Origin of the sequence: Mycobacterium angelicum (assembly GCF_002086155.1) — a bacterium.
Taxonomy (GTDB): domain Bacteria; phylum Actinomycetota; class Actinomycetes; order Mycobacteriales; family Mycobacteriaceae; genus Mycobacterium; species Mycobacterium angelicum.
The window spans coordinates 1-21,628 of sequence record NZ_MVHE01000034.1; the positions used below are offsets into that span (position 1 = coordinate 1).

Genomic DNA, 21,628 nt, shown 5'->3' on the forward strand with positions numbered 1-21,628 from the left:
CGCCCAACCCGAAGGCGACGGTGGCGCTGCTGCGCCGGGTGGAGGACGTGCTGGACATCGCGGTGCCGCTCGGCGACCTACCCGCCCAAGCCGAGGCGTGGGAGCGAGAGATCACCGAAATGACAGCCGACGACGAGGAACTCGCTGACTACGTGCAATCGCTGGAACAACATGGCGACGCCGCGCTGGACGTGAACGAGGTGATGGGCAAGATCGACGGCGACGCACTGGCTGCCGAATTCGAGCGCTACCTACGCCGCCGTCCGGGTTTCGGGCGCTAGCGGCGCAGACGAGTGCGCGCCCTACTGCGTGGGCGGTGCGGGTGCCACGGTGGAATAGCCAGGCGCCGGGGACGATGGGGATCCCTGTGCGCAGCCCGCCGCCAGTACGGCGAACGCCGCGATTACCACCGCGCCGAGCGTACGGACCGTCTTCGTTCGCTTGCTTCTGTTTGGACCCATCGGTCGCGCCTTTCCGTTGCCCGTCGTTGGGCTGGCGTACCTGCGCATGCTAACCCCGAACTAGCTCCCCGAACTATCAAATTCCGGCGACCCGCTGCGCAGCATTGCGATCACGGCGGTGGGTTCTCCGATCAACCGCGCATTGATGCGTCGCCTGACCATGGGCAGCCCCGCCAGCCGCAGCGCCGTTCGACGGGTCCACTGCTGCGACGACGATGCGGGGAGAAACAGTTTGGCGGCGTCGCGGCCGGCTTCCTGTTTTTCTTCGACCACCGGACGCCACAGCCGCTCGTAGAAGTCGAGGGCGCGTTCCAGCGACGACGTTCTGCGCAGTTGTTCGGCCAGCACGTAGGCGCCGCCGACCGCGAGCGAAGCGCCCTGCCCGGCGATCAGGGATACCGCCCCGCAGGCGTCGCCGATCAGCACGACTCGTCCCTTGCGCCAGTGGGGCATCTCGACCTGCGCGACCTGGTCGTAGAAGATGTCCGCCGACGGCGGGCACCGTTCGAGCGCCTCGGGCACCAACCAGCCCATGCCCGCGTATCGGTCTTGGATGGCCGCGCGAGCATCCTGCGGCAGCTCCGGATCCGGCGTGCGGTGCACCGCGAACACCGCGACCCGCCCGTCGCGCAGTGCATAGAAGCCCATCTGGCGGTCGATGGTGTCGGTGAGAACGAAACGATCGGCGGCCGCATCGCGGATGCCCGCAGCGGCGAATACGTAAGCGGCGGAATGGAAACCGAGGTAACGCAGATACTGCGACTCGGCGCCGAATACCAACGCACGCACCGTCGAGTGGATCCCGTCGGCGCCAACCAGCAGATCCACGTCAAGTTGCGCACCGCCGTCCAGGGTGACCGTCACCCCATCTTCTCGGTGCGACACGTCGGCGACCGATGTACCGAAGCGCAGGTCCACGTCGCCGGGAAGGTTGTCGCGCAACACCTTTTCCAGGTCGGGCCGCATCAGGCTGCATATTCGGCCATCCAGTGCCTTCGCGATCTGTGTATAGCGCAGACCGGCTCGGCGGCGCCCGCTTTCGTCGACCAGGCTGGCTTCGGTTATGCGATGGGAGACCTTTTCGATTGCGGGCAGGACACCGATCGCTTCGGCGGCGTCGTAGCCGGCGCCGAAGAAGTCGATCATGTAGCCCTGCGCCCGCGGACCCGATGAGCGTTCCAGTAGTACTACCTCGGCGCCCAGCGCCGACAGTCGCTCCGCCAGCGCCAGCCCGGCGATGCCGGCGCCGCAGATGGCTACCTTCACGGGCTAGGACTTCTCCAGGGTCTTGTTGTAGGCGCTGGTGGAACGACCGAGCGCGGCAACCTCGTCGTCCATCTGGGGCACCAGCTGGGCGGCGGCTCGGCGCACGGGCAGTTCGCCGATCCGCAGCGACAGAACCGGCTTCAGCCAGCGAGCCAGGCCCACCCACTCCGGGCAGAACACCCTCGACTTGCGGCCCTCGATGCCGGCGACAAATGCCGCCGCGCATTTGTTCACCGACGTCGTCTTGTTCAACGGCCAGGGCAGCCGGGTTAGGAGTTCGTTGAATGCCGGCACGTCGGCCCTGGTGTCACGGATCAGGGCGGTGTCGATCCAGGACATGTGCGCAGACCCGACGTCGACTCCGTGGTGGGCGACCTCCAAGCGCAGCGCGTTGGCGAAGATTTCGACTCCGGCCTTTGTCGCGTTGTAGGGCGCCAGGCCGGGACATGCGGCGTATGCGGCCAGTGAGGAGACGATCAGCACATAGCCGCGGCGCTCGATCACCGCCGGCATGGTGGCTCGGACGGTGTGGAAGACGCCGAGCACGTTGACGTCGAGCACCCGCTTGAAGGCTTCCGGATCGACTTGCAGCACCGAGCCGTAGCTGGCGATGCCGGCGTTGGCCACCACCACGTCGATGCCGCCGAATCGTGCGACGGCCTGGTCGGCCGCAGCTTGCATGGCGGGTAGATTACGCACGTCGGCAACCACTGTGAGCAAGCGGTCGTCGCCGTCGAGCTCGGCGGCAATCGCGTCCAGCTCGGCCTTGCCCAGATCGGTGAGCACGAGTTTGGCGCCTTTGTTGTGTAGCCGCCGGGCGACCTCAGCGCCGATTCCGCGGGCACCTCCGGTGATGAAGACGACCTTGTCCTGCAGCGATGTCATGGCCGAAACGTACCACCGCGCGCTTACAGGACCACCCCGAGCAAGGCGTCGATCGCGGCGGCCACGGACTTCGGCGCGTACTCGTCATGGCCGCCGTACTCCAGCGCATCGTTGGTCCAACCATCAAGTGCGGCAATAGCTTTGGGCGTATCGAGATCATCTGCCAGGTAGCGGCGCACCCGAGCGATCGCGTCGGCGGCGTCCGGGCCGGCCGGCAGCGCGGTCGCGGTACGCCAACGGTGCAGCCGCTGGGTCGCCTCGTCGAGAACCTGCTGGCTCCAGAAGCGGTCGGCCCGGTAATGGCCGGCAAGTAGACCCAGCCGGACGGCCGACGGCTCGACCCCCTGGGCGCGCAGCGCAGAAACGAGCACCAGATTGCCGCGGCTCTTGGACATCTTGTGGCCCTCCCAGCCGATCATCCCGGCGTGGACGTAGTGGCGGGCGAATCTCCTTTCGCCGCTGACACATTCGGCGTGCGCAGCGGTGAACTCATGATGCGGAAAGATCAGGTCGCTGCCGCCGCCCTGGATGTCCAAGTCGCTGCCGATACGGCTGAGTGCGATTGCCGCGCACTCGATGTGCCAGCCGGGCCGGCCCGGCCCGAACGGCGAAGGCCAGGTGGGTTCTCCGGGTCTTTCGGCGCGCCACAGCAGCGCGTCCAGCTCGTCGGTCTTGCCGGGGCGGTCGGGGTCCCCGCCGCGCTGCTCGGAGAGGCGCAGCATGGTCTCGCGGTCGTAGCCGGACTCGTAGCCGAACTGCAGGGTGGCGTCAGCCCGGTAATAGACGTCCGGGTACTCCCCCACTTCGGGGTCGATGGTGTACGCGGCGCCGGAAGCCAGCACCTTTTCAACCAGCTCCACCATTTCGGCGATTGCCTCGGTAGCGCCGACATAGTCGTGCGGCGGTAGTACCCGCAGTGCCGCCATGTCCTGTCGAAAGAGGGCGGTTTCGCGCTGGGCGAGATCGCGCCAGTCGATGCCGTCGCGATCGGCACGCTCGAACAACGGATCGTCGACGTCGGTGACATTCTGGACGTAGTGCACGTCGTGACCGAGGTCGAGCCACAGCCGATGGATCAGGTCGAAGGCCAAGTAGGTCGCGGCGTGGCCCAGGTGCGTTGCGTCGTACGGCGTGATCCCGCAGACGTACATGGTGGCTTTGGCGCCCGGCGTTACCGGGCGGATCTGCCGGTCGGCAGTGTCGTACAGCCGCAGCTCCGGACCGCGTCCGGGTAGCGCCGGAACCGCGAGGGCAGGCCACGATTTCATGTGCTCGACTTTAGGCGTGGCGACGATGCAGCCCGCGCAGCGGGCTGAGAAGGAGCCGCGCAATCAAGCCCCAGCGTGGCGACGATGCAGCCCGCGCAGCGGGCTGCGGTAAGCAGAACCACGGCAGTGCACACGAGTCACAGCAGTACTGCGAGGGAGCTCCATACCCGACCCGCAAACGCGATACCGCCGGCGGTATCGCGTTTCAAGGTGCATCATGGTCGCTCAAGCTCGCAGGCTTGCAGGCTCACACACTCAGCGCCACGCCCGCCTGATGGCGTCAAGCAGGATCGGCGCCAACTCCGCACGACACATCACGAAGTCGGGTAGATACGGGTCGAGCTGGTTGTAGCGCAGCGGCGAGCCGTCCAGCCGCGACGCGTGCATGCCCGCGGCCAGCACCACCCCGGCCGGCGCGGCCGAGTCCCACTCCCATTGGCCACCGGCGTGCAGGTAGGCGTCGACCTCGCCGTCGATCAACGCCATTGCTTTGGCGCCGGCCGACCCGATTGCCACGGGTTGAATGGCCAGCATCTGCCGGATTCGGTGCAGCACCGCCGGCGGGCGGGTGGCGCTTACCGCGATTCGCAGTGTGCTGGGGATGCCGACTCGCGCTGCGTCGGCAGTAACCGTGTCACTGCGGTAGATCATGTTTCCGCGCGCCGGCAACGCCACCGCGGCGTCGGTGATCTCCGGCCGGCCGTCGCCCCGGCGCTGCCACAGCGCAACGTGCACCGCCCAGTCATCGCGCCCCTGCGTAGAGAATTCGCGGGTCCCGTCCAGCGGGTCGATGATCCACACCCGGTCGGACTGCAGCCGCATCAGGTCGTCGTGGGCCTCTTCGCTCAGCACCGCATCGCCGGGACGTTCGGCGCGCAACCGCCGCAGTATCAGCTCGTTTGCCTGGAAGTCACCCGCGTCTCCGAGCGCCCATGGGTAGCCGAAACCGATCTCTTCGCGAACCTTGAGCAGCAACTCGCCGGCGTCCGCGGCGAGGTCGGCTGCCAGCGCGGCGTCTGTCACGTCGTCGGCGGCCGGGCTCACCGCTTCAGTATCGCGGACGTCAAATTCCCGCCTGGCAGGCCGGCCCTAGAAGGCCGGCCACGGTATGGGACGGTGCCGGTTGGGTCCGGGCATCACCGGATTGTCCAGCAGCGCGACTGCGCGCCCGCGTAGCGCGGCGATTTCGGCCCTGGTGATCTGACCCGTCAACTCGTCAACGAACGGTCCGCGCAGCGCGTCGGCCAACCCCGCGACGTCTGCCAAAGTCTGGTCGTCGACCGGCTTGCCGGCCCAGCCCCACAGCACGGTGCGCAGTTTGTCCTGGACATGTAGACAAACCCCGTGGTCCACCCCGTAGACCTGGCCGTCGAGGGCGCACAGGATGTGTCCGCCTTTACGGTCGGCGTTGTTGACCAGCACATCGAATACCGCCATCCGCCGCAATCGGACATCGTCGGCGTGCATGAGGATGACCTCGTCACCGGCGTAGTCGTAGGCGCGCAGCACCGCGAGATAACCGGGATGAGGCTTACTTTCGGGAAACAGGTCCACGAGGTCGGGCCCGGGCAGGGGATCGGAATCGACGGCGTCACCCGGTTGCTGCACCCACAGCTGCAGCATCCCGGGTCCGGCGGGCCCGTCCCGAATAATGGTGTAGGGCACAATGTTCCAGCCCAACTGTGTTGAAACCAGATACGCACCGCGCTCGCGGCCGGCCAGCGTTCCATCCGGAAAGTCCCACAGCGGCTGCTCCCCCGACACCGGCTTGTAGACGCAGTGCACGCTGCTGTCACCCAGCGTCGCCTCGCACAGAAACGTGGCATTACTGGCCGAGCGAATGCGTCCGAGAACGGTCAGCGCGCCGTCACGCAGCACCTGACGGTCGTCATTCCTCGGCGTCATCGTTGGACCCGAGCAGCGCATCGCGCCGGTACCCGTTGGTGCGTGCGCAGATGTGCCCTTCGGGGTCCAGCGGTTCATCGCACAGCGGGCACGGCGGTCGTCCTGCCGAGATGACGCGGTTGGACCGGGTAGCGAACTGGCGTGCCGACTCCGGCGTCAGAAACACCCGCACCGCGTCGGGACCTTCCTCGGTGTCGTCGAGGACCACGGAGGCATCGAACTCCGCGTCGGTGACGGCCAGCAATTCGACGACGACGGTCTGCGCCTCGGAATCCCAGCCCAATCCCATGGTGCCAACCCGAAACTCGGCATCCACCGGCATGATCAGCGGGTTGAGGTCGTCGACCTCGGTGGGTTCCGGAGGAACCGGGGTACCGAAGCGGCGATTGACCTCGAGCAGCAGCGCTCCAATGCGCTCAGCGAGCACCGCCACCTGCTGCTTCTCCAGGACCACCGAAACGACCCGGGAATCGTGTGCGGCCTGAATGTAAAAGGTGCGATTTCCGGGCTGCCCGACCGTCCCGGCCACGAAGCGGTCGGGTGTGCGGAAGACGTGGATTGCGCGGGCCATGGCACTTCCAAAATACCGTGCGGACGCCATCGCCGTGCGATTGCTAGTTGGTGGAACCGCCGACCACCGCGTCGCTGGACGGCACTTGGTCCTTCGACTCGTCCTTTGATTCCGGCTTCGGCGGCGCGGCGCGCAACCCGGCGGATAACCCTGTGCCGGTGTGATTGACGTGCAGCACGAAAGGGCGCAAGGGCGTGTAGCGAACCACGCTCACCGAGCCGGGATCGGCGGTGACCCGCTGGAAGCTGTCCAGGTGCATGCCGTACGCGTCGGCGATCACCGCCTTGATCACGTCGCCGTGAGTGCAAGCCACCCACAGGGCGTCGCCGCCGTGCTGCTCGGCCAGCCGACCGTCGTGTTCGCGCACCGCCGTCACCGCACGGGCCTGCACCTGGGCCAAACCCTCGCCGCCGGGGAACACCGCCGCGCTGGGATGGCCCTGCACGACCTTCCACAACGGCTCGTTGACCAATTCGGCGATCTTGCGGCCAGTCCATTCGCCGTAGTCGACTTCGGCGATCCGGTCCTCGATGACGGGCGCCAAACACAGCGCCTCGGCCAGCGGTTGGACGGTGTTGCGGCACCGCAACAGCGGCGAACTCACTACCGCCCGGATCGGCAGGGTGCCGATCCGGTCGATCAGGCCCGCCGCTTGCTCGCGCCCTTTGTCGTCGAGGTCGACGCCCTCGGAACGACCGGCCAGGATTCCGGCCGTGTTCGAGCTGGACCGGCCGTGCCGCAGCAGGATTACCGTCACGTCGCCGCCACCGTTCCCGTCGCCAACAGGATCAACACCGCGGCGCCCGCCGCAACCCGATAGCCGACGAACCAATACATGTTGTGCCGCACCAGGAAACGCAGGAACCAGGCAACCGCGGACAAGCCGATGACGAACGCGATCAGGGTGGCCACCAGCAGCTGCGGCCCGGTGGCGCTCATGCCCTCGGTTACCGGATGGAATGCGTCGGGCAGCGAGAACAACCCCGACGCGAATACCGCTGGGATGGCCAGCAGAAAGCCGAATCGGGCGGCCAGTTCGCGTTCGAGTCCGAGGAAAAGTCCGGCGCTGATCGTCGACCCGGAGCGCGAGACGCCGGGAACCAGAGCCAGACACTGAGCGACGCCGACCACCACGGCATCGCGCCAGTTGAGGTGCTCGATGTCGCGGGTCTGTCGACCGAGGTACTCGGCCAGGGCGATCACCCCGGAGAACACCACCAAAGCGGTTGCCACCACCCAAAGATTGCGCACTCCCGAGCGGATCTCGTCTTTGAACAACAAGCCCAGAATGCAGATCGGGATGGTCCCGATGATGACGTACCACCCGAGCCGGTAGTCGGCATTGCGATGCGAGGCGACGAACAGGCCGTTGAACCAGGCTCTAAGGATGCGCACGATGTCGCGCGCGAAGTACACCAGCACGGCGGCCTCGGTGCCCAACTGGGTGACCGCGGTGAACGAGGCCCCGGCATCAGCGCTGAAGAAGACCCGCGACACGATCGCCAGGTGTCCCGAGGACGACACCGGCAGGAACTCGGTCAAACCCTGCACCACAGCGAGCACAATGACTTGCCACCAGGACATGGGCGAGACGGCAGACACGACGACGACCGTACCTAATCGCAGACGGCCGCCACCCAGTGCGACCGGCGCTGTGACTAGCGCGACACCGGAACGGCGCACGCGACCGCATCGCGCACTGCGGCAGTTAGGCTGCGCTCGTCGGTGAGGTCGATGTCGACGAGGCTGCGGACCGCCTTCGCGACGACGTCTTCAGCCTGCGGAACTGGCCCGGCCAGCCGCGGCCGGTAAATTTCAACGACGAGCGAACGGTGCTCGATGTGGAAGGAGAAACTGCGTCCATCACCGACTTGTCCATATCCGCTGGCGCAAATCCCCGCAATCATGTCTTCGACAGCAAACTCGTGGTCTGCGGTAGGACGGTCAGCGGTGACGGTCATGCGGGGAGAATACCTCTCCAGTACCGCGCGACGGAGGCAACATGACCATATTGGGTGCGACAGCGTGCCTTAGAGTTTGATTTGTATATTCTATGTTCGAGGGTTGTCCCGTTGCTGAATCTGCATAAATTGCCAGTACACCACCGGTTTTCCGGGCTATTCGTTTTGCTGACTCTGGCGTTGTCGGCCACGGCATGTTCGTCGATGTCGGTCAACGTTGCACCCCCGACGATCGATCCGGCGCAGCCGGCCGTGTCGCCGCCGGTGTCGCAGCAACCGGCCGGCGCGGTGCGTCCTCTGCCGGGCCACCCCCAGGCGGCGTTCTTCGACGGCCGCACGCACCAGCTGGCGGTGCTCAGCCCGGGCGCCGACCCGGCCGCACCGGCCAGCCTCAGCCTGTTCGGCGCCGGCCAAGCGCCGCCACGCGTCATCACGCTGCCGGTGGCTGCGGCCGCTTTGACCTGCGACGATCGCGGCACCGCCGACCTGGCCACGCGTGGCGGCTACCTCACGGTCGACCTGTCCTCCGGCCACGTCGCCCAGGTGAAGGTGGCCGACGCCGGGCAGACCGACTTCACCGCGATCGCGCGTCGCGCGGACGGCAAGCTGGTGCTGGGCAGCGCCGATGGCGCGGTGTACACGCTGGCCTCCGATGCCGCCTCCGAAGCGAGAGTGGCCAACCGGAATAAGATCTTTGCGCGGGTGGATGCCCTTGCGACACAAGGGAACACCACCGTCGTGCTGGATCGCGGCCAGACTTCGGTGACGACGATCGGCGCCGACGGCAGAGCACAGCAGGCCCTGCGTGCCGGTCAGGGCGCGACAACCCTGGCTGCCGATCCGCTGAACCGGGTGCTGGTCGCCGACACGCGCGGTGGGCAGCTACTGGTTTACGGGATCGATCCGCTGATCCTGCGCCAGGCGTATCCGGTGCGCGGGGCACCGTACGGGCTAGCCGGTTCGCACACGCTTGCCTGGGTATCCCAAACCGCGTCGAACATCGTTATTGGTTACGATCTGTCCACCGGAATACCCGTGGAAAAGGTGCGTTACCCAACTGTGCAGCAACCCAACTCGCTGGCCTTCGACGAAACGACGGACACCTTGTACGTGGTGTCGGGGACCGGCGCCGGGGTGCAGGTAATCGAGCACGCGGCGGGTCGTCCGTGAGTGCGCCGAGGTGGAGCCGGCTGCCCGCGGGCTGGGACACCGACATGTCCGACGAGTACGAGTGGGTGCCGTTGCGCCTACCGCCGGAGGTCACCCGGCTCAGCGCATCCACCCGGTTGTCCATCGAAGCCGAGTACCGGGGCTGGGAGCTGACGCGGGTACGTCTCTACACCGACGGCAGCAGGCGAGTTTTGTTGCGCCGCAAGAAGTCTCGGTTGGAGGACCGGCGGCCAGATCAGCCGGAACTGTGACGGCCCTTGGGCAGTCGGGCCAACACCGTTGGTACGGTCTGCTGCGACGGCTGCTGTTCTTGGTCCCGCCCGAGCGCGTCCACACGTTGGTGTTCGCCGGGCTGCGCGGGGCCACCGCCGGGGCTCCGGTGCGCCGGCGGCTGCGACGAGCGCTCGGGCCGAGGGATCCCGTGCTGGCCAGCACGGTGTTCGGGGTGCGCTTCCCCGCCCCGCTCGGGCTGGCCGCGGGATTCGACAAGGACGGCATCGGACTGGCCACCTGGGGTGCACTGGGTTTCGGCTATGCCGAGATCGGCACCGTCACCGCGCATCCGCAGCCGGGCAACCCGCCGCCGCGCATGTTCCGGCTGGCCGCCGATCGCGCGCTGTTGAACCGGATGGGGTTTAACAACCATGGCGCCGGCGAACTGGCCATCCGGCTCGCGCGGCACACCCCCGACATCCCGATCGGGGTGAACATCGGCAAAACCAAGGCGACCCCGGCCGCGGCGGCGGTCGACGACTACCGGGCCAGCGCCCGGCTGCTCGGTCCGCTGGCGTCGTATCTGGTGGTCAATGTCAGTTCGCCGAACACGCCCGGGCTGCGGGACTTGCAAGCGGTCGAGTCGCTGCGGCCCATTCTGTCGGCGGTCCTGCAGGAGACCTCGACACCGGTGCTGGTTAAGATCGCACCGGATCTCTCTGATGCCGAAGTCGACGAAATCGCAGACCTGGCAGTCGAATTGGGCCTGGCCGGAATCGTCGCCACCAATACCACGGTATCGCGCGACGGGCTGGTCACACCGGGCGTCGACGCGTTGGGCGCCGGCGGCATTTCAGGCCCGCCGGTGGCTCGACGCGCGCTGGAAGTGCTGCGCCGACTGTATGCCCGGGTCGGTGACCGGCTGGTGCTGATCAGCGTGGGCGGTATCGAAACCGTCGACGACGCCTGGGAACGCATAACCGCGGGCGCCTCGCTGCTGCAGGGTTACACCGGCTTCATTTACGGCGGCGGCCTGTGGGCCAAGGACATTCACGACGGCATCGCCCGCCGATTGCATGCCGGCGGTTTCGCGTCGCTGAGCCAGGCGGTCGGTTCAGGGGTCAATCGCTGAATTCGCTGCATCTGTGCCCGGCCATTTGGCACCATGGTCGCGTCGTGGGTCCGACGTTGGTCGGGGGTCTTGAGGGGGCCATGTCATGTCGTTTGTGATCACCGCGCCGGACGCGGTGGGTACCGCGGCCGGGAGTGTCGCGGGTATCGGCTCGACTCTGGCGGAGGCGACGTTGGCGGCCGCGGGCCCGACCACCAGCGTTACGGCCGCGGCCGCCGATGAAGTGTCGACCGCGCTCGCACGCCTTTTCGGCGCGTACGGCCGGGAATTTCAGGCGTTGAGCGCCCACGCGTGGGCCTTTCACGACCAATTCGCCGATTTGATGAAGGCCGGCGCGGCGGCCTATCTCGACACCGAGGTCGCCAATGTCGCCCAAGCCGCCGCCACCGACTCACTTTTGGGCGGCCCCGTCGGCGGCGGTACCCCTACCGGGATCCTCAACGGCGGCGGCCAGCAAATCGGGTCAGTCATTTCCTCACTCATTGGCGGCAACCCCGGCTCGATACTGCCGGGGCTGTTCGGCCCCAGCCCGACCGGCGGTTCGGCGCCTGTCGTCGGCCCGTACCAAGCCCTCTTCGCCAACACCGGCGCCAATCTGCAGACCGTCGTCGGCAACTGGGCCGCGCATCCCTTCCCGGCGCTGCAGCAGGTCATCAGCAACCAGCAGGGCTACGCGCAACAGGTTGCCGCGGCGATGGCAGAGGGTATCGCGACCTTTCCCGCCGGATTGCAAGCTTTGCCGTCGCAAATCCAGGCCGCCATCGACGGCTTCCATCCGGCCGAGGCCGCGCAGTGGTACATCGGCAGACAGTTCGGGTACGGCCAGACTATCGCCGCGTCGCTGGCTAACGCGGCCTATGACCTGCAGAACAACCTGCCCGGGTTGCAGTCCGACTTGGGTATGACCGGCCAAGCAGCGTTGACCGGCGATTATCACGGCGCCGTGGATGGGATGCCGCGCGCCTTGGCGCATCTGTTCCTCGACGGCGTCGAACTGCGCAACGCGTCGAACGTGATGATCCACGGGCCGGCGGGAGACCTGCTGCCGATCATGGATGTCGTTGGTCAGCAGGAGCAGGATCTGCTCAGCCTGTTGCCGCAGGGCACCATTCCTCGACATATGGCGCAGAACCTGTTCAACGCCGTCGGTACGGTCGGGCCCTCGTTGGGCGTTGCGCTCATCGGGCCGCCGATCGCCACCCTAGACGGGTTGGCTACGGGCCTGACGGCATTCGGAACGGCAGTGCAGACCGGCGACGCGATCGGTGCGGTAACCGCAATCGTCGGCATGCCGGCCTACGTGGCAAACGGCTTCCTGAATGGCCAAACCGTTGTCGATCTGACGATTCCGGTGACCGAGACAGTAGTTATTCCACCGCTTCCCACTATCGCCGCAAACACACCGGTCGTGGTCCATCTGCCCTTCTACGGGATTCTTGCTGGGCCACAACCGATTTCAGCGACGATCCACATCCCCGCCGGGTTGACCACGCTCCCGGTCACGCTCAGCTTCGGGGGAACGCAATTCGGCGGCATCGTCCCTGAATTGCTGACCTACATTCCCGAGCAAGTCGCCTCAGCAATCTCGCCCAAGTAGTCGGCGCTCGGCCGGGCGCAAGAATTTCGCAAGAGTTTCGCGACGATCTCGCACGCGGTCTGCGGGAGCATTCCAGAAGATGGGCTTGGTGATCTCGCAGAAGGAATGTCGATGAAAATCACCGCGACGGTTGCGAGGGGATGCTGGGCCTGGCGATCATCAAGCTGGCTAACATCCTCCGCAGACAGCTCAGCCGGTAGGCTTTCAAGTCTCCGAATACCTGGCGGACAGTAAATACTCCGACACGAAATCAGTTGTGAGACAGTGCCATGCGCGCCATCGGCGCAACATGTAATGTCCGGCACCGTCCAGGCCCACCCATTGCGCATCCAGACCGCGAGCGCGAGCACGAAAGGTTTGGCTGCGTGAATCAGCAGGATCTGTCCACGTATCGGCGGTGCCGTGCAGAACCAGCAGTCGGGTACCCACCGGGATCCGGTCGCCAGCTCCTCCACCCCACCACGGGGCCAGCGCAACGATGGCACCCACGTCGCTGCGCGCCGCCAACCGCGCCGCGACCCGGCCGCCCATCGAATGGCCAACCAGGACAACGCTTTCCGGTGCACACCGCCGGCGGAGTTGGTCGAGAACATGTTCGGCGTCGCGGACGGCATCCAATCCGGGACTGTTCCATCCGCGGCGGCGGTACTGCACCCGCCGCACATAGACATGGCGGCCCAGCCGTCGGCGCAGCGCGCGGGCGACGAACATCATCCGCAGGTTGGCCAGCTGCCACCAGTGCGACGCCGCATCGCTTCGCACCTTGCCGCCCGGCAGGACGAGTACACACCCCTGGTTGCGTGGCGCCACGATTGTGATTCGGAGCCGACGGCGGTGCGGTTAGGTCTGCTCGTAGGTTCCGTGAAGGACCGCGCGGGCGATCGCGTGCTGGAACAGGTTGAACCCCAGGAAGGCGGGGCTGGCGTCTTCGGTGAGGTCGAGCTTTTCCACCTTCACCGCATGCACCGCAACGTAGTAGCGGTGTGGTCCGTGGCCCGCCGGCGGCGCGGCCCCCACATAGCGGCGCATGCCTGCGTCGTTGACGAGAGTGAGCGCGCGTCCCGGCAACTCGCCGCCGTCGCCGGCGCCCTCGGGCAATTCGGTGACGTCGGCGGGCAGGTTGGCGACCGCCCAGTGCCAGAAGCCGGACAGCGTCGGCGCGTCCGGGTCATAGACGGTGACCGCGAAACTGCGGGTCTCGGCGGGGAATCCCGACCAGCTCAGCTGCGGGCTGACGTCTTCGCCGCCGGCGCCCATGATTCCGCTGATTTGCGGAGTGGCCAGCGGTTGCCCATCGGTGATCGAGTTGGAGGTCAACGTGAAAGACGGCAGCTTGGGCAGTGCGTCATACGGGTCGGACGGCGATGCCATGGACAGTCCTCTCGGGTAATCGGGCGAAATCTCTAGCAGTTTGTCAGGAAGTGCGCCAGCACGTCGGTGCCGAACCGCAACGCGTCGATGGGTACCCGCTCATCGACGCCGTGGAACAGCGACGAGAAATCCAGATCCGGCGGCAGCCGCAGCGGACTGAAGCCAAAACAGCGAATACCCAAGCGCGCGAACGCTTTTGCGTCAGTACCGCCGGAAAGCATGTACGGAACCGTGCGGCCGTCCGGGTCGATCGCCAGCACGGCGGCGTTCATCGCATCGACCAGCTCGCCGTCGAAACTCGTCTCGTACGACGGCAGATCCCTGACCCATTCCCGGGCCACGTCCGGACCGATCAGCGCATCGATCTCGGCTTCGAACGCCGCCTTACGACCGGGCAGGATGCGACAGTCCACCACCGCTTCGGCTACTGCGGGAACGACGTTGGCCTTGTAGCCGGCCTTGAGCATCGTCGGGTTGGCCGTATCGTGCAGGACGGCCTTGAGCATGCGAGCCATGGGACCGAGCTTTTCGATCAGTCCGTCCAGATCGGGTGATTCGATGTCGAACGGGAGGCCGGTCTCTTCGCTCAGAGCGGCGAGGAAGTTGACCACGGTGTCGGTGCGCACCAGCGGAAACTGATGGCGACCGATCCGGGCGACGGCCTCCGCGACGGCGGTGACCGCGTTGTGGTCATGCACCATCGAGCCGTGGCCGGCCCGGCCCCGCGCGGTCAGCCGCATCCAATTGATGCCCTTCTCGGCCGTCTCGATCAGGTACAACCGGCGCTCGCCCCCGTCGCGGCGCGGCACCGTGAGGGAGAAGCCGCCGACTTCACCGATTGCCTCGGTAATGCCGTCGAAAAGGTCGGGCCGGTGGTCGACCAGCCACTGCGCACCGTAGGTACCGCCGTGCTCCTCGTCGGCGACGAATCCGAACACCAAGTCGCGGGGCGGCACGATGCCCTCGCGGCGAAAGTGGCGGGCCAGCACGACCATCATGCCGACCATGTCCTTCATGTCGACCGCGCCGCGGCCCCACACATACCCGTCTTCGATCGCACCGGCGAAGGGGTGGACGCTCCAATCGGCCGCTTCGGCGGGCACCACGTCGAGGTGGCCGTGGATCAGCAGGGCGCCCCGCGAGCGATCGGCCCCCTCGAGGCGGGCGAACACATTGCCCCGGCCCGGCGCGCCGGACTCGATGTATTCGGTCTGATAACCGACCTCGGCGAGCTGCTCAGCGATCCACTGCGCACACTCGGCTTCTCCCTTGGTCGTCTCGAGTTCACCCGTATTGGAGGTATCGAACCGGATCAGCCTGCTGACAACCTCGGCAACGTCATCGGCGGGGCGGGCTGGCGCCTCTGTCTCACGGGTCACAGTCACCTTTCCTACCACTTGATAGCGGTGCTGGTGTGACCGATGATGATCGCCGAGCCGGGTTGGGCGTGCGCAGGCCCATCCGATAGCCTTAGCTGCCAACTCATGTGGTTGCTTTGTCCGAGTGGCGGAATGGCAGACGCGCTAGCTTGAGGTGCTAGTGCCCTACTAATGGGCGTGGGGGTTCAAGTCCCCCCTCGGACACATCCGGCGACACGACTTAAGTCGGCTGTCGCCTTGACTTGTCGCAGATGCGGATCGTAATCAAGACGCAGTCCGAGGGTCGCGTATACCTGGGCACGCTCCGCCCCGGTGGCCTCACCCAACACCGCTGAAAGCCCGCCCAGTTGCTCAACCAACTCGCTGATCTCTGCCGCAGACATAACCTGGGGCCGCTCCGTGCGCTCAAGACGTGCCCTCAGCTCGTCACGCTCGGCCGTGCGACGACGCAACGCAGCAGCCAAATCCTCAACGGCCACACCGGACTCCACCGCAGCGACCAGGGCGGCGATCTTGCCATTCACCTCGCTGAGCTCACGCTGCAAGGCGGCATATCCATTTCCAGCTGCCGGGTCCACGTCCTGCCCTCGCGCGAGGTCTTCCGGATCGGCCAAGGTGGCGATCCATTTGTCCAGTCGCGCGGTCACCTCGTCTTCCCGGAGATACACCGTCCGCGGGTGATCACTCAGGTCGACCGGTACCGAACGCGACTTGCCGAGCTCGCATCGGTAGAGGATGCGCGTTGTCTGCTTCCCTGGTCGGGCAGCCCCCTGCATCCGCCGGCCACATGCGGCGCAGTACAGCAGCCCACGAAGCGCATAGGGCACGGCCGATTCTCTACTGCAGACGAGCCCGGGCCCTCTGCGCGCCTGTGTCCGAAGACGAACGGCCTGCGCCAGCTCGGCTGTGATCAGCGCTTCGTGGGTACGGCGGTCCGGTGCAATCCAGTCGGCCTCATCCCGCCACCGCATGCGGGTTTCATACCCCGCTGCGACATCGTCGGGGTTGACCAAGACCTCGTACTTCTCCTGTTTGCCCCAAACGCGGACGCCTTGGTATGCCGGGTTGTCGAGGATTGCGCGGACCGCCGAATGAGACCATCCCCGCGGGTCACGGTGTCGATTCCGGGTGGGGTCATATTGGCTAGGTGACGGCACACCATCATCGGTGAGTTGTTGCGCGATGTAGCGGAGGCCGGCGCCTTCGGCATACATACGGTAAATCCGTTCAACGGTTGGAGACGTCGCTGGGTCGGGGTCGAGGCGGTGCAACCGCTGCCCGAGATTTGCCTTGGCAAGGTTTGGGTGCGGTCCGGCATCGACCAGCCGGTAACCGTACGGTGGTCGACCACCGAGATATCTCGTTGTGTCCTGCGCGAGCGCCGACATCGCGGTACGGACTCGCATCTGGATTCGCGCACGCTCGCCCTTGCTCATTCCGCCAAAGAGCGTCATCACAAGGTCGTGCGCCTCGGAGCCAGGGTCGACCGCTCCACCGACCTCAGGTACCCACAAACTAACTCCGTAGTGCGTCAACACAGGGAAAGTAAGCGCGAACTGCGGCCCATAGAACGCGCGGGCGGGCTCCCCGATAACAACGGCATCAAAGCCACGGTCCCGAGAAGCGACATCAGCAAGGAGGCGTGATGCCTCCGGCCTGCGCTTCCACGGCAGCGAACGGCTCTGTCCCACATCGAAGTAGTCAGCGGCGATGACTCCGCCGTGCGGGGCGATCAGGTCCATGGCACGCCGCTTCTGCCAGCTGCGGCTCGCCTCCGGGTCTTGAGCGTCCTCAGTGCTCACTCGGCCATAGAAGGCAAACCTCAGGCTCACGCCACTCCCCTCCCTGATCCGAGCATCCGGTCCCGCACAGCCATTATCACGTGTACCAGCGCGCTGTTGGCCTCGCGCGGAAGTCGATAGTGGTCGGGCACGTCAATTTCAACATCCCCCTCTGACATCGTCGGCGCATCGATTCGAGCGTCGCGCTCGGACCGGGCATGTGCTGTTCGGGGGCTGTCAGCCATCGCTGCCCCCTGGCGAATCCCGTCGTTGGTTGCGAGCTCGGCCACGGACTTCCATCAGTCCGATCCGGCGGGTTTCCATGCCTCGGAGAGCCGCGGAGTTCACGAGCGTGCGGTCGCCGAGGCTGGTGAGGCCGGCACGGTCAAAATCCCACACCACCAGATCATCGTCATCGGTGGAGTTGAAGCCGAAACCATGTTGGTGTGCAGTACTTTTCAGACGCTGTTCACGTGTCCAGGTGGCGCGATGTTCGCGTAGCGCGGTCATCGTCGTGGAGTAGCGGCGGGATTTGCTGGTGATGTGGCCCCGGTAGCCCAAGGTGTGCAGCCACCGGCCGACACCGGCCATTCCCCTATCGGCGAGTTGGCTGATGGTGGTCAGGATCGCCCGGACGTGATCGGACACATCCAGGTCGGCAATGGCTTCGGTGGAGATGCGTCGCGCGCTGATCCCGACGTCAGCTAGGGATTTGGTGACGTATTTCGCGAGGTAGCGAGCTACGCGGCGGCCTGGCAGCACCCGGCCGTGTGGTGAATCCTCCTGCACAGCAAGGCTGTCCGTGCCAGCGTGCCGGTTCTCGATGGGCTGGGTGTCGACTTGTGTGCCGAACCTGATGACGCGTGTCGCGGTATCTGAGGATGAATCGGTGACCGTCACGGCCACGGTTCGAGCCGCCTGTTGGATGATGGTGGCCATTTCGATGGCCGTGAGGGGCGCTTGCCACTCCTGACCACCGCAGTTATCGCTGTCGTGCGGGTCGAGGCGGATCAGGGCATGAATATGCGGGACGAGCCGGGCTTGCAGCTCGACGACTTTGATGAAGCTGACCCGCACCGCATCCGGGTCGGCACCCGAGGCGCGTAGCTGGCGGCGCAGCGTGCGTCGCAGGGTGATGGTGAAGCGTCGCCACAGTTCGGGCATGTTCCAGGTGAACAGCACATGCCCGGTGTAGTCGTAACACTCCGCACAGATCGGCTGTCCCACGTGGACGTCACCTTCTCCGTGGGTTGTGCTGCACCACAGTGGTTTTCCATGAGGGCAGCGGCGGCAGCCGCCAGTCCCTTGGTGGTCGCGGCACACCCGGAGCCGATTGTCGCCTGCACGTGAGGTGGCGTGGACCGGCCCGTAGCTGGGCGCGGTCAGAGTGACGAACACCTGCGGGCGATCCGCCACTTCTTCGGGGATGCCGTGGTGCCCGCCCGCGATGCCAGCGTGCACGAGTTGCCACGTGTCGCGCGCGTACAGGTCTGAGCACGACGGGCAGATCTGGGCGCGGCGGTTATTGCACCGTGTCCACACCACCCGATCGCGGCCGAACTCGTCTGTACCCGTGAGTTGAATGGGGTGGGCGCAGAAGCCAACGGATTCCGCGCGCCGCCACCACGATTCGAATCCCATTGAGGACGCGCGGCGCACCATCTGCTCCACCACGTTGGCGGCGTCGACGGTGTCAGGAACCCCGGGCAGGGCGAGGTGCGTCGGTGTCTCGGCGCTACTCACGGCCGCCCTCACCCGATGCCTGGCCACTGTCATCCTTTCTCGGCTGCCTGTTGGGGCTTGGCCGGCCGGTAGGCCGGCGGAACCGGGTGGCGAGGTTGATGATGTCGCGATCGGTGACATGGAACGCCCGCACCCGTACTGGTTGGGCGCTGCCGTCGATGAGCACATAGCCGACACCGGGGCTGGCGTCAGCGATGCGGTCGCATTCCGCACCGGCGTCGCGTGCACCTTGGCCCAGGACCATGGTGGTTTGGCTGGCTTCGGTCAGACGCAGCCCGATGCGGACGGTGAACAGTTGCCGCACGGGCAGGGTGTCTTTGGCTGGGTCTTGCACCGCGGCAACCACGCTGATTCCGACCGCTCGCCCCTGGGAGAGCAGCAGGGCGAGGAGTTGTTCGATCTCGGTGCGGCTTTTGCGGTCGGTGACGTAGCTTGTGAGCGCGGCGATCTCATCGATAACCACCACGAACAGCGGTTCGGATGGGGTGGGGGTGTGCAGTCGGGTGTGGCCGCGCAGCCGTTTCGCCCGCGCGTGCATCACCTCCACCAGTTGGCGCAACAGGTGCACGGTGGTGTCGGTGGCATCGTGGGTGAACACGGTGAACATGGGTGCGCCGGCGCCCAGTTCCATGCCGCCTTTGGGGTCGATGACACACAGCCGTACGAGGCCGGTTTTCACGGTGGGGGCGATCCCGGCGATCAGTGACCACAACACACTGCCTTTGCCGGCCCCGGTGGCCCCGGCGATCAACACATGGTGGCCCAGCAGGGGCACATGCCACCAGTGGCGGTTTTCGGTGATCCCGACCCGCACCGCCCGTAAATCCACTGCGGTTGTCGATGTGGGCATGGGTAGGTCGACGGGGTCAGCCAGCACGTCGCCGCGCATGAGGGTGATGCGCAGCTCTGCGGGCGCGGTCGAGACGATGGTGATCCGCTCGGCGCGCCAAGCCGCGGCCAGCGCGTCGGCTTGTTTGTGCCAGTCAGTCAGGGATTGGCCGGTTACGATGCGCAGCTGCAGTGCATCGGTTTTCTTGCCAATCTGTACCGACTGCAGGGTCGGCACGAGGGTGCGTTCACCCAGGCGGGCGGTGAGTCCGTGCAGGGTGCACACCGATTCCCAGGTGCGGGTGTAGCGAGACCAGGTCAGCCAGCGGTGTCGCACCGGTTCGCTCACCCAGGCGCGAAACGACCGCGCGTCGAGCCATGCCCACCCCGTATAGGCAGCGCCGCACGCGATGGCAGTGATCAGGCCCGGGCATAGGCCGTGGGTGATGGCGATCGCCAGGCTCGCGACGACGGGGATACTGAGCGCGGGGAACAGAATCGACCACCACAGCAAGTATCCTGCGGCCTTGGCCAGGGATAGCATGAGGTCTTCGAACCAATCGTCATGAGTCGACCCAGAGTTGTTGGTATGCTTATTGTTTGGTGCCATGGCAGGTGCCTTTCATGGGTGATTTGGCCGCTAGCAGACCCGTGCTGGGGCGCGACCGTCCGGGCGCCAAGCCCCAACGCTCGGATTATTTCTGCTGGCGGGCCTGGTCGCTGGGCGCAGCAGCGGGGGCGGTGGGGGTGATGGCATCAGCGCGGAAGGCCACACCGTTGCGGTCACCTTGAGCCCACGGAATGGCTACCAGTCCTGACACCGACACCTGCTGTGTCACACCAATTTTCGGGTCACCGGCTACGGTCACATTGAGTACTTCGCCGCCGGTGTCATCCAACGCCAGCAGCTGGGCGGCGTATAGCGGCACTCCCGTCGCGGTGTCGACTTTCGGGCTGCCGGTCTCGAAATTCAGCCGCGGCTCGGCCGCCCTGGTAACAATGAACCGCGTCCCCGATGTATCAATTCTCAAACGCATTGTCCTGCTGTTCCTTTCGTGATCTGAATGCGCCCGGTGAGGCGCTGGAATCAGTTCACGTGGACACCGCGGACATTGCGAGCGACGTTTGCAGGCGTTGCCGACACGACCCCAGACATTTCGGCACACGACAGGGACATCGCTGCCGACATCACAGACATCACCGCTGCGGGGACGCGCCAGTCCCATGGCAAACTAAGAACCACGCGCTAGTGATGCACAGGATCGACACCGAAGGACATGTGCCGAGACGATGGATGATCAGGACGGTTGCACCGACACCGCAATGATCCCCAACGATCGCCTCACGCAACGGCTCCACGCCAGGGGGCTGTCCCATGGGCGGTTCGCCACTGCGGTGGGCGTGGATGTCAAAACGGTGCGCCGGTGGCTAGCCAACACCGACTACAACGTCCGCGACGATAACGCACGTCGCGCCGCCGACGTGCTCGGCTGCACCCCGCACGACCTGTGGCCCAACCAGTTCCAACCCTTTACCGCACGCGCGCTGGCGACAAACCCGGGCGTGCCATTCACCGCGACGCTGTACGCCAGCCGCACGCAGTTACCGATCACCGCGTGGCAGCAGCATTTCGCCGGCGCCACCACAGGTGTCGACATCCTCGTCTTGGCGGCCACGTTCCTGTTCGACACGCTCGACGGATTTCTCGACACCCTGCTCGACGCCGCCGCCCGTGGTGTTCAGGTCCGATTCCTCATCGGTGACCCCGACGGCGCCACCACGATCCTGCGCGGTGAGGAAGAAGGCATCGGTGAAGCCGTCATCGCACGCTGCCGCACCTCCGTCGAACTACTCACCCCGCACGCCGGCACACCGGGGCTGCACATCCGCACCCACGACACCACGCTGTACACGTCAACCTTCCGGGTCGACGACACCATGATCGTCAACTTCCACATCTACGGCTCACCGGGACGCAACAATCCCGTGCTCGTGCTGTCCCGCCACCACGACCCCAGACTCTGGGCCACCCTCGAACAAGCATTTGCCCGTGTCTGGGACCACGCCACCCCACTGCCCGCGAAAGGCTGACCCCCA

The 21,628-nt window shown here is 66.1% G+C and carries 22 protein-coding genes and 1 tRNA gene; 7 read left to right on the top strand and 16 right to left on the bottom strand.

Features of this window, described 5'->3' with window-relative positions:
* Positions 1 to 281: PAC2 family protein (locus BST12_RS18355; RefSeq protein ID WP_083114564.1), on the top strand; the 281-nt coding region annotated here is incomplete at its 5' end.
* A gap of 240 nt (positions 282 to 521) precedes the next feature.
* On the opposite strand, the gene BST12_RS18360 is transcribed toward BST12_RS18355, so the two are convergent.
* The 9 genes from BST12_RS18360 to BST12_RS18400 all read right to left on the bottom strand — a co-directional run bounded on the left by BST12_RS18360 (position 522) and on the right by BST12_RS18400 (position 8,317).
* Positions 522 to 1,727: an FAD-dependent monooxygenase gene (locus tag BST12_RS18360; RefSeq protein ID WP_083114565.1), complete on the bottom strand. Its 1,206-nt coding sequence runs from the start codon at positions 1,725 to 1,727 to the stop codon at positions 522 to 524.
* A 3-nt stretch (positions 1,728 to 1,730) separates the two neighbouring features.
* On the bottom strand, positions 1,731 to 2,612 hold the full coding sequence (locus tag BST12_RS18365) for an SDR family oxidoreductase (protein ID WP_083114566.1): 882 nt from the start codon (positions 2,610 to 2,612) through the stop codon (positions 1,731 to 1,733).
* Positions 2,613 to 2,635: 23 nt separating this feature from the next.
* Positions 2,636 to 3,880, bottom strand: coding sequence for a cysteine--1-D-myo-inosityl 2-amino-2-deoxy-alpha-D-glucopyranoside ligase (gene mshC, locus BST12_RS18370; RefSeq protein ID WP_083114567.1), 1,245 nt, complete (start codon positions 3,878 to 3,880; stop codon positions 2,636 to 2,638).
* A 255-nt stretch (positions 3,881 to 4,135) separates the two neighbouring features.
* A complete protein-coding gene (locus BST12_RS18375) occupies positions 4,136 to 4,924 on the bottom strand; it encodes a 3'(2'),5'-bisphosphate nucleotidase CysQ (RefSeq protein WP_083114568.1) in 789 nt (262 codons plus the stop codon).
* A 45-nt stretch (positions 4,925 to 4,969) separates the two neighbouring features.
* Positions 4,970 to 5,785 (bottom strand): SCO1664 family protein, encoded by an 816-nt coding sequence (locus tag BST12_RS18380; RefSeq protein ID WP_083114569.1) that lies wholly within the window; start codon positions 5,783 to 5,785, stop codon positions 4,970 to 4,972.
* A complete protein-coding gene (locus BST12_RS18385) occupies positions 5,769 to 6,356 on the bottom strand; it encodes a DUF3090 domain-containing protein (protein WP_083114570.1) in 588 nt (195 codons plus the stop codon). The genes BST12_RS18380 and BST12_RS18385 overlap by 17 nt, the downstream gene beginning before the upstream one ends.
* A 43-nt stretch (positions 6,357 to 6,399) precedes the next feature.
* Complete coding sequence (locus BST12_RS18390; RefSeq protein WP_083114571.1) at positions 6,400 to 7,113, bottom strand: histidine phosphatase family protein; 714 nt, start codon at positions 7,111 to 7,113, stop codon at positions 6,400 to 6,402.
* Complete coding sequence (locus tag BST12_RS18395) at positions 7,110 to 7,940, bottom strand: undecaprenyl-diphosphate phosphatase (RefSeq protein WP_083114572.1); 831 nt, start codon at positions 7,938 to 7,940, stop codon at positions 7,110 to 7,112. The genes BST12_RS18390 and BST12_RS18395 overlap by 4 nt, the downstream gene beginning before the upstream one ends.
* A gap of 74 nt (positions 7,941 to 8,014) precedes the next feature.
* Positions 8,015 to 8,317, bottom strand: a complete 303-nt coding sequence (locus BST12_RS18400) for a hypothetical protein (RefSeq protein WP_083114573.1) — start codon at positions 8,315 to 8,317, stop codon at positions 8,015 to 8,017.
* A gap of 111 nt (positions 8,318 to 8,428) precedes the next feature.
* Here BST12_RS18400 and BST12_RS18405 point away from each other — a divergent pair, with 111 nt between their 5' ends.
* The 4 genes from BST12_RS18405 to BST12_RS18420 all read left to right on the top strand — a co-directional run bounded on the left by BST12_RS18405 (position 8,429) and on the right by BST12_RS18420 (position 12,429).
* On the top strand, positions 8,429 to 9,487 hold the full coding sequence (locus BST12_RS18405) for a YncE family protein (protein ID WP_083114574.1): 1,059 nt from the start codon (positions 8,429 to 8,431) through the stop codon (positions 9,485 to 9,487).
* Positions 9,488 to 9,531: 44 nt separating this feature from the next.
* Positions 9,532 to 9,738 (top strand): DUF5703 family protein, encoded by a 207-nt coding sequence (locus BST12_RS18410; RefSeq protein WP_276028972.1) that lies wholly within the window; start codon positions 9,532 to 9,534, stop codon positions 9,736 to 9,738.
* On the top strand, positions 9,735 to 10,832 hold the full coding sequence (locus tag BST12_RS18415; RefSeq protein WP_083114576.1) for a quinone-dependent dihydroorotate dehydrogenase: 1,098 nt from the start codon (positions 9,735 to 9,737) through the stop codon (positions 10,830 to 10,832). Before BST12_RS18410 ends, BST12_RS18415 begins: the two co-directional genes overlap by 4 nt.
* A gap of 85 nt (positions 10,833 to 10,917) precedes the next feature.
* Entirely contained in the window at positions 10,918 to 12,429 is a 1,512-nt protein-coding gene (locus BST12_RS18420) for a PE family protein (protein WP_083114577.1), read from the top strand.
* Between the two features lie 204 nt (positions 12,430 to 12,633).
* On the opposite strand, the gene BST12_RS18425 is transcribed toward BST12_RS18420, so the two are convergent.
* Genes BST12_RS18425 through BST12_RS18435 form a run of 3 tightly spaced genes read right to left on the bottom strand, consistent with a single transcriptional unit; the run spans position 12,634 to position 15,179 of the window.
* Entirely contained in the window at positions 12,634 to 13,239 is a 606-nt protein-coding gene (locus BST12_RS18425) for an alpha/beta hydrolase (RefSeq protein ID WP_245850422.1), read from the bottom strand.
* A gap of 30 nt (positions 13,240 to 13,269) precedes the next feature.
* Positions 13,270 to 13,800 carry a YbhB/YbcL family Raf kinase inhibitor-like protein gene (locus BST12_RS18430; RefSeq protein ID WP_083114579.1) on the bottom strand — a complete coding sequence of 177 codons (531 nt, stop codon included), beginning with the start codon at positions 13,798 to 13,800 and terminating at the stop codon, positions 13,270 to 13,272.
* Positions 13,801 to 13,832: 32 nt separating this feature from the next.
* Entirely contained in the window at positions 13,833 to 15,179 is a 1,347-nt protein-coding gene (locus BST12_RS18435; RefSeq protein ID WP_139801761.1) for a M20/M25/M40 family metallo-hydrolase, read from the bottom strand.
* A gap of 118 nt (positions 15,180 to 15,297) precedes the next feature.
* Here BST12_RS18435 and BST12_RS18440 point away from each other — a divergent pair.
* Positions 15,298 to 15,383, top strand: a tRNA-Leu gene (locus BST12_RS18440).
* Here BST12_RS18440 and BST12_RS18445 read toward each other — a convergent pair.
* From BST12_RS18445 to BST12_RS18460, 4 genes are all read right to left on the bottom strand, one after another.
* Positions 15,365 to 17,011 carry a recombinase family protein gene (locus BST12_RS18445; RefSeq protein ID WP_083114581.1) on the bottom strand — a complete coding sequence of 549 codons (1,647 nt, stop codon included), beginning with the start codon at positions 17,009 to 17,011 and terminating at the stop codon, positions 15,365 to 15,367. The genes BST12_RS18440 and BST12_RS18445 overlap by 19 nt on opposite strands.
* 186 nt (positions 17,012 to 17,197) lie before the next feature.
* Positions 17,198 to 18,736 (bottom strand): replication initiator, encoded by a 1,539-nt coding sequence (locus BST12_RS18450; protein ID WP_211281299.1) that lies wholly within the window; start codon positions 18,734 to 18,736, stop codon positions 17,198 to 17,200.
* Positions 18,696 to 20,141: an FtsK/SpoIIIE domain-containing protein gene (locus tag BST12_RS18455; RefSeq protein ID WP_083114583.1), complete on the bottom strand. Its 1,446-nt coding sequence runs from the start codon at positions 20,139 to 20,141 to the stop codon at positions 18,696 to 18,698. Before BST12_RS18455 ends, BST12_RS18450 begins: the two co-directional genes overlap by 41 nt.
* An 85-nt stretch (positions 20,142 to 20,226) precedes the next feature.
* Positions 20,227 to 20,568 carry a hypothetical protein gene (locus tag BST12_RS18460; protein ID WP_083114584.1) on the bottom strand — a complete coding sequence of 114 codons (342 nt, stop codon included), beginning with the start codon at positions 20,566 to 20,568 and terminating at the stop codon, positions 20,227 to 20,229.
* 253 nt (positions 20,569 to 20,821) lie between these two features.
* On the opposite strand from BST12_RS18460, the gene BST12_RS18465 reads away from it, so the two are divergent.
* Positions 20,822 to 21,622 carry a helix-turn-helix domain-containing protein gene (locus BST12_RS18465; RefSeq protein WP_083114585.1) on the top strand — a complete coding sequence of 267 codons (801 nt, stop codon included), beginning with the start codon at positions 20,822 to 20,824 and terminating at the stop codon, positions 21,620 to 21,622.
* Positions 21,623 to 21,628: the final 6 nt, after the last annotated feature.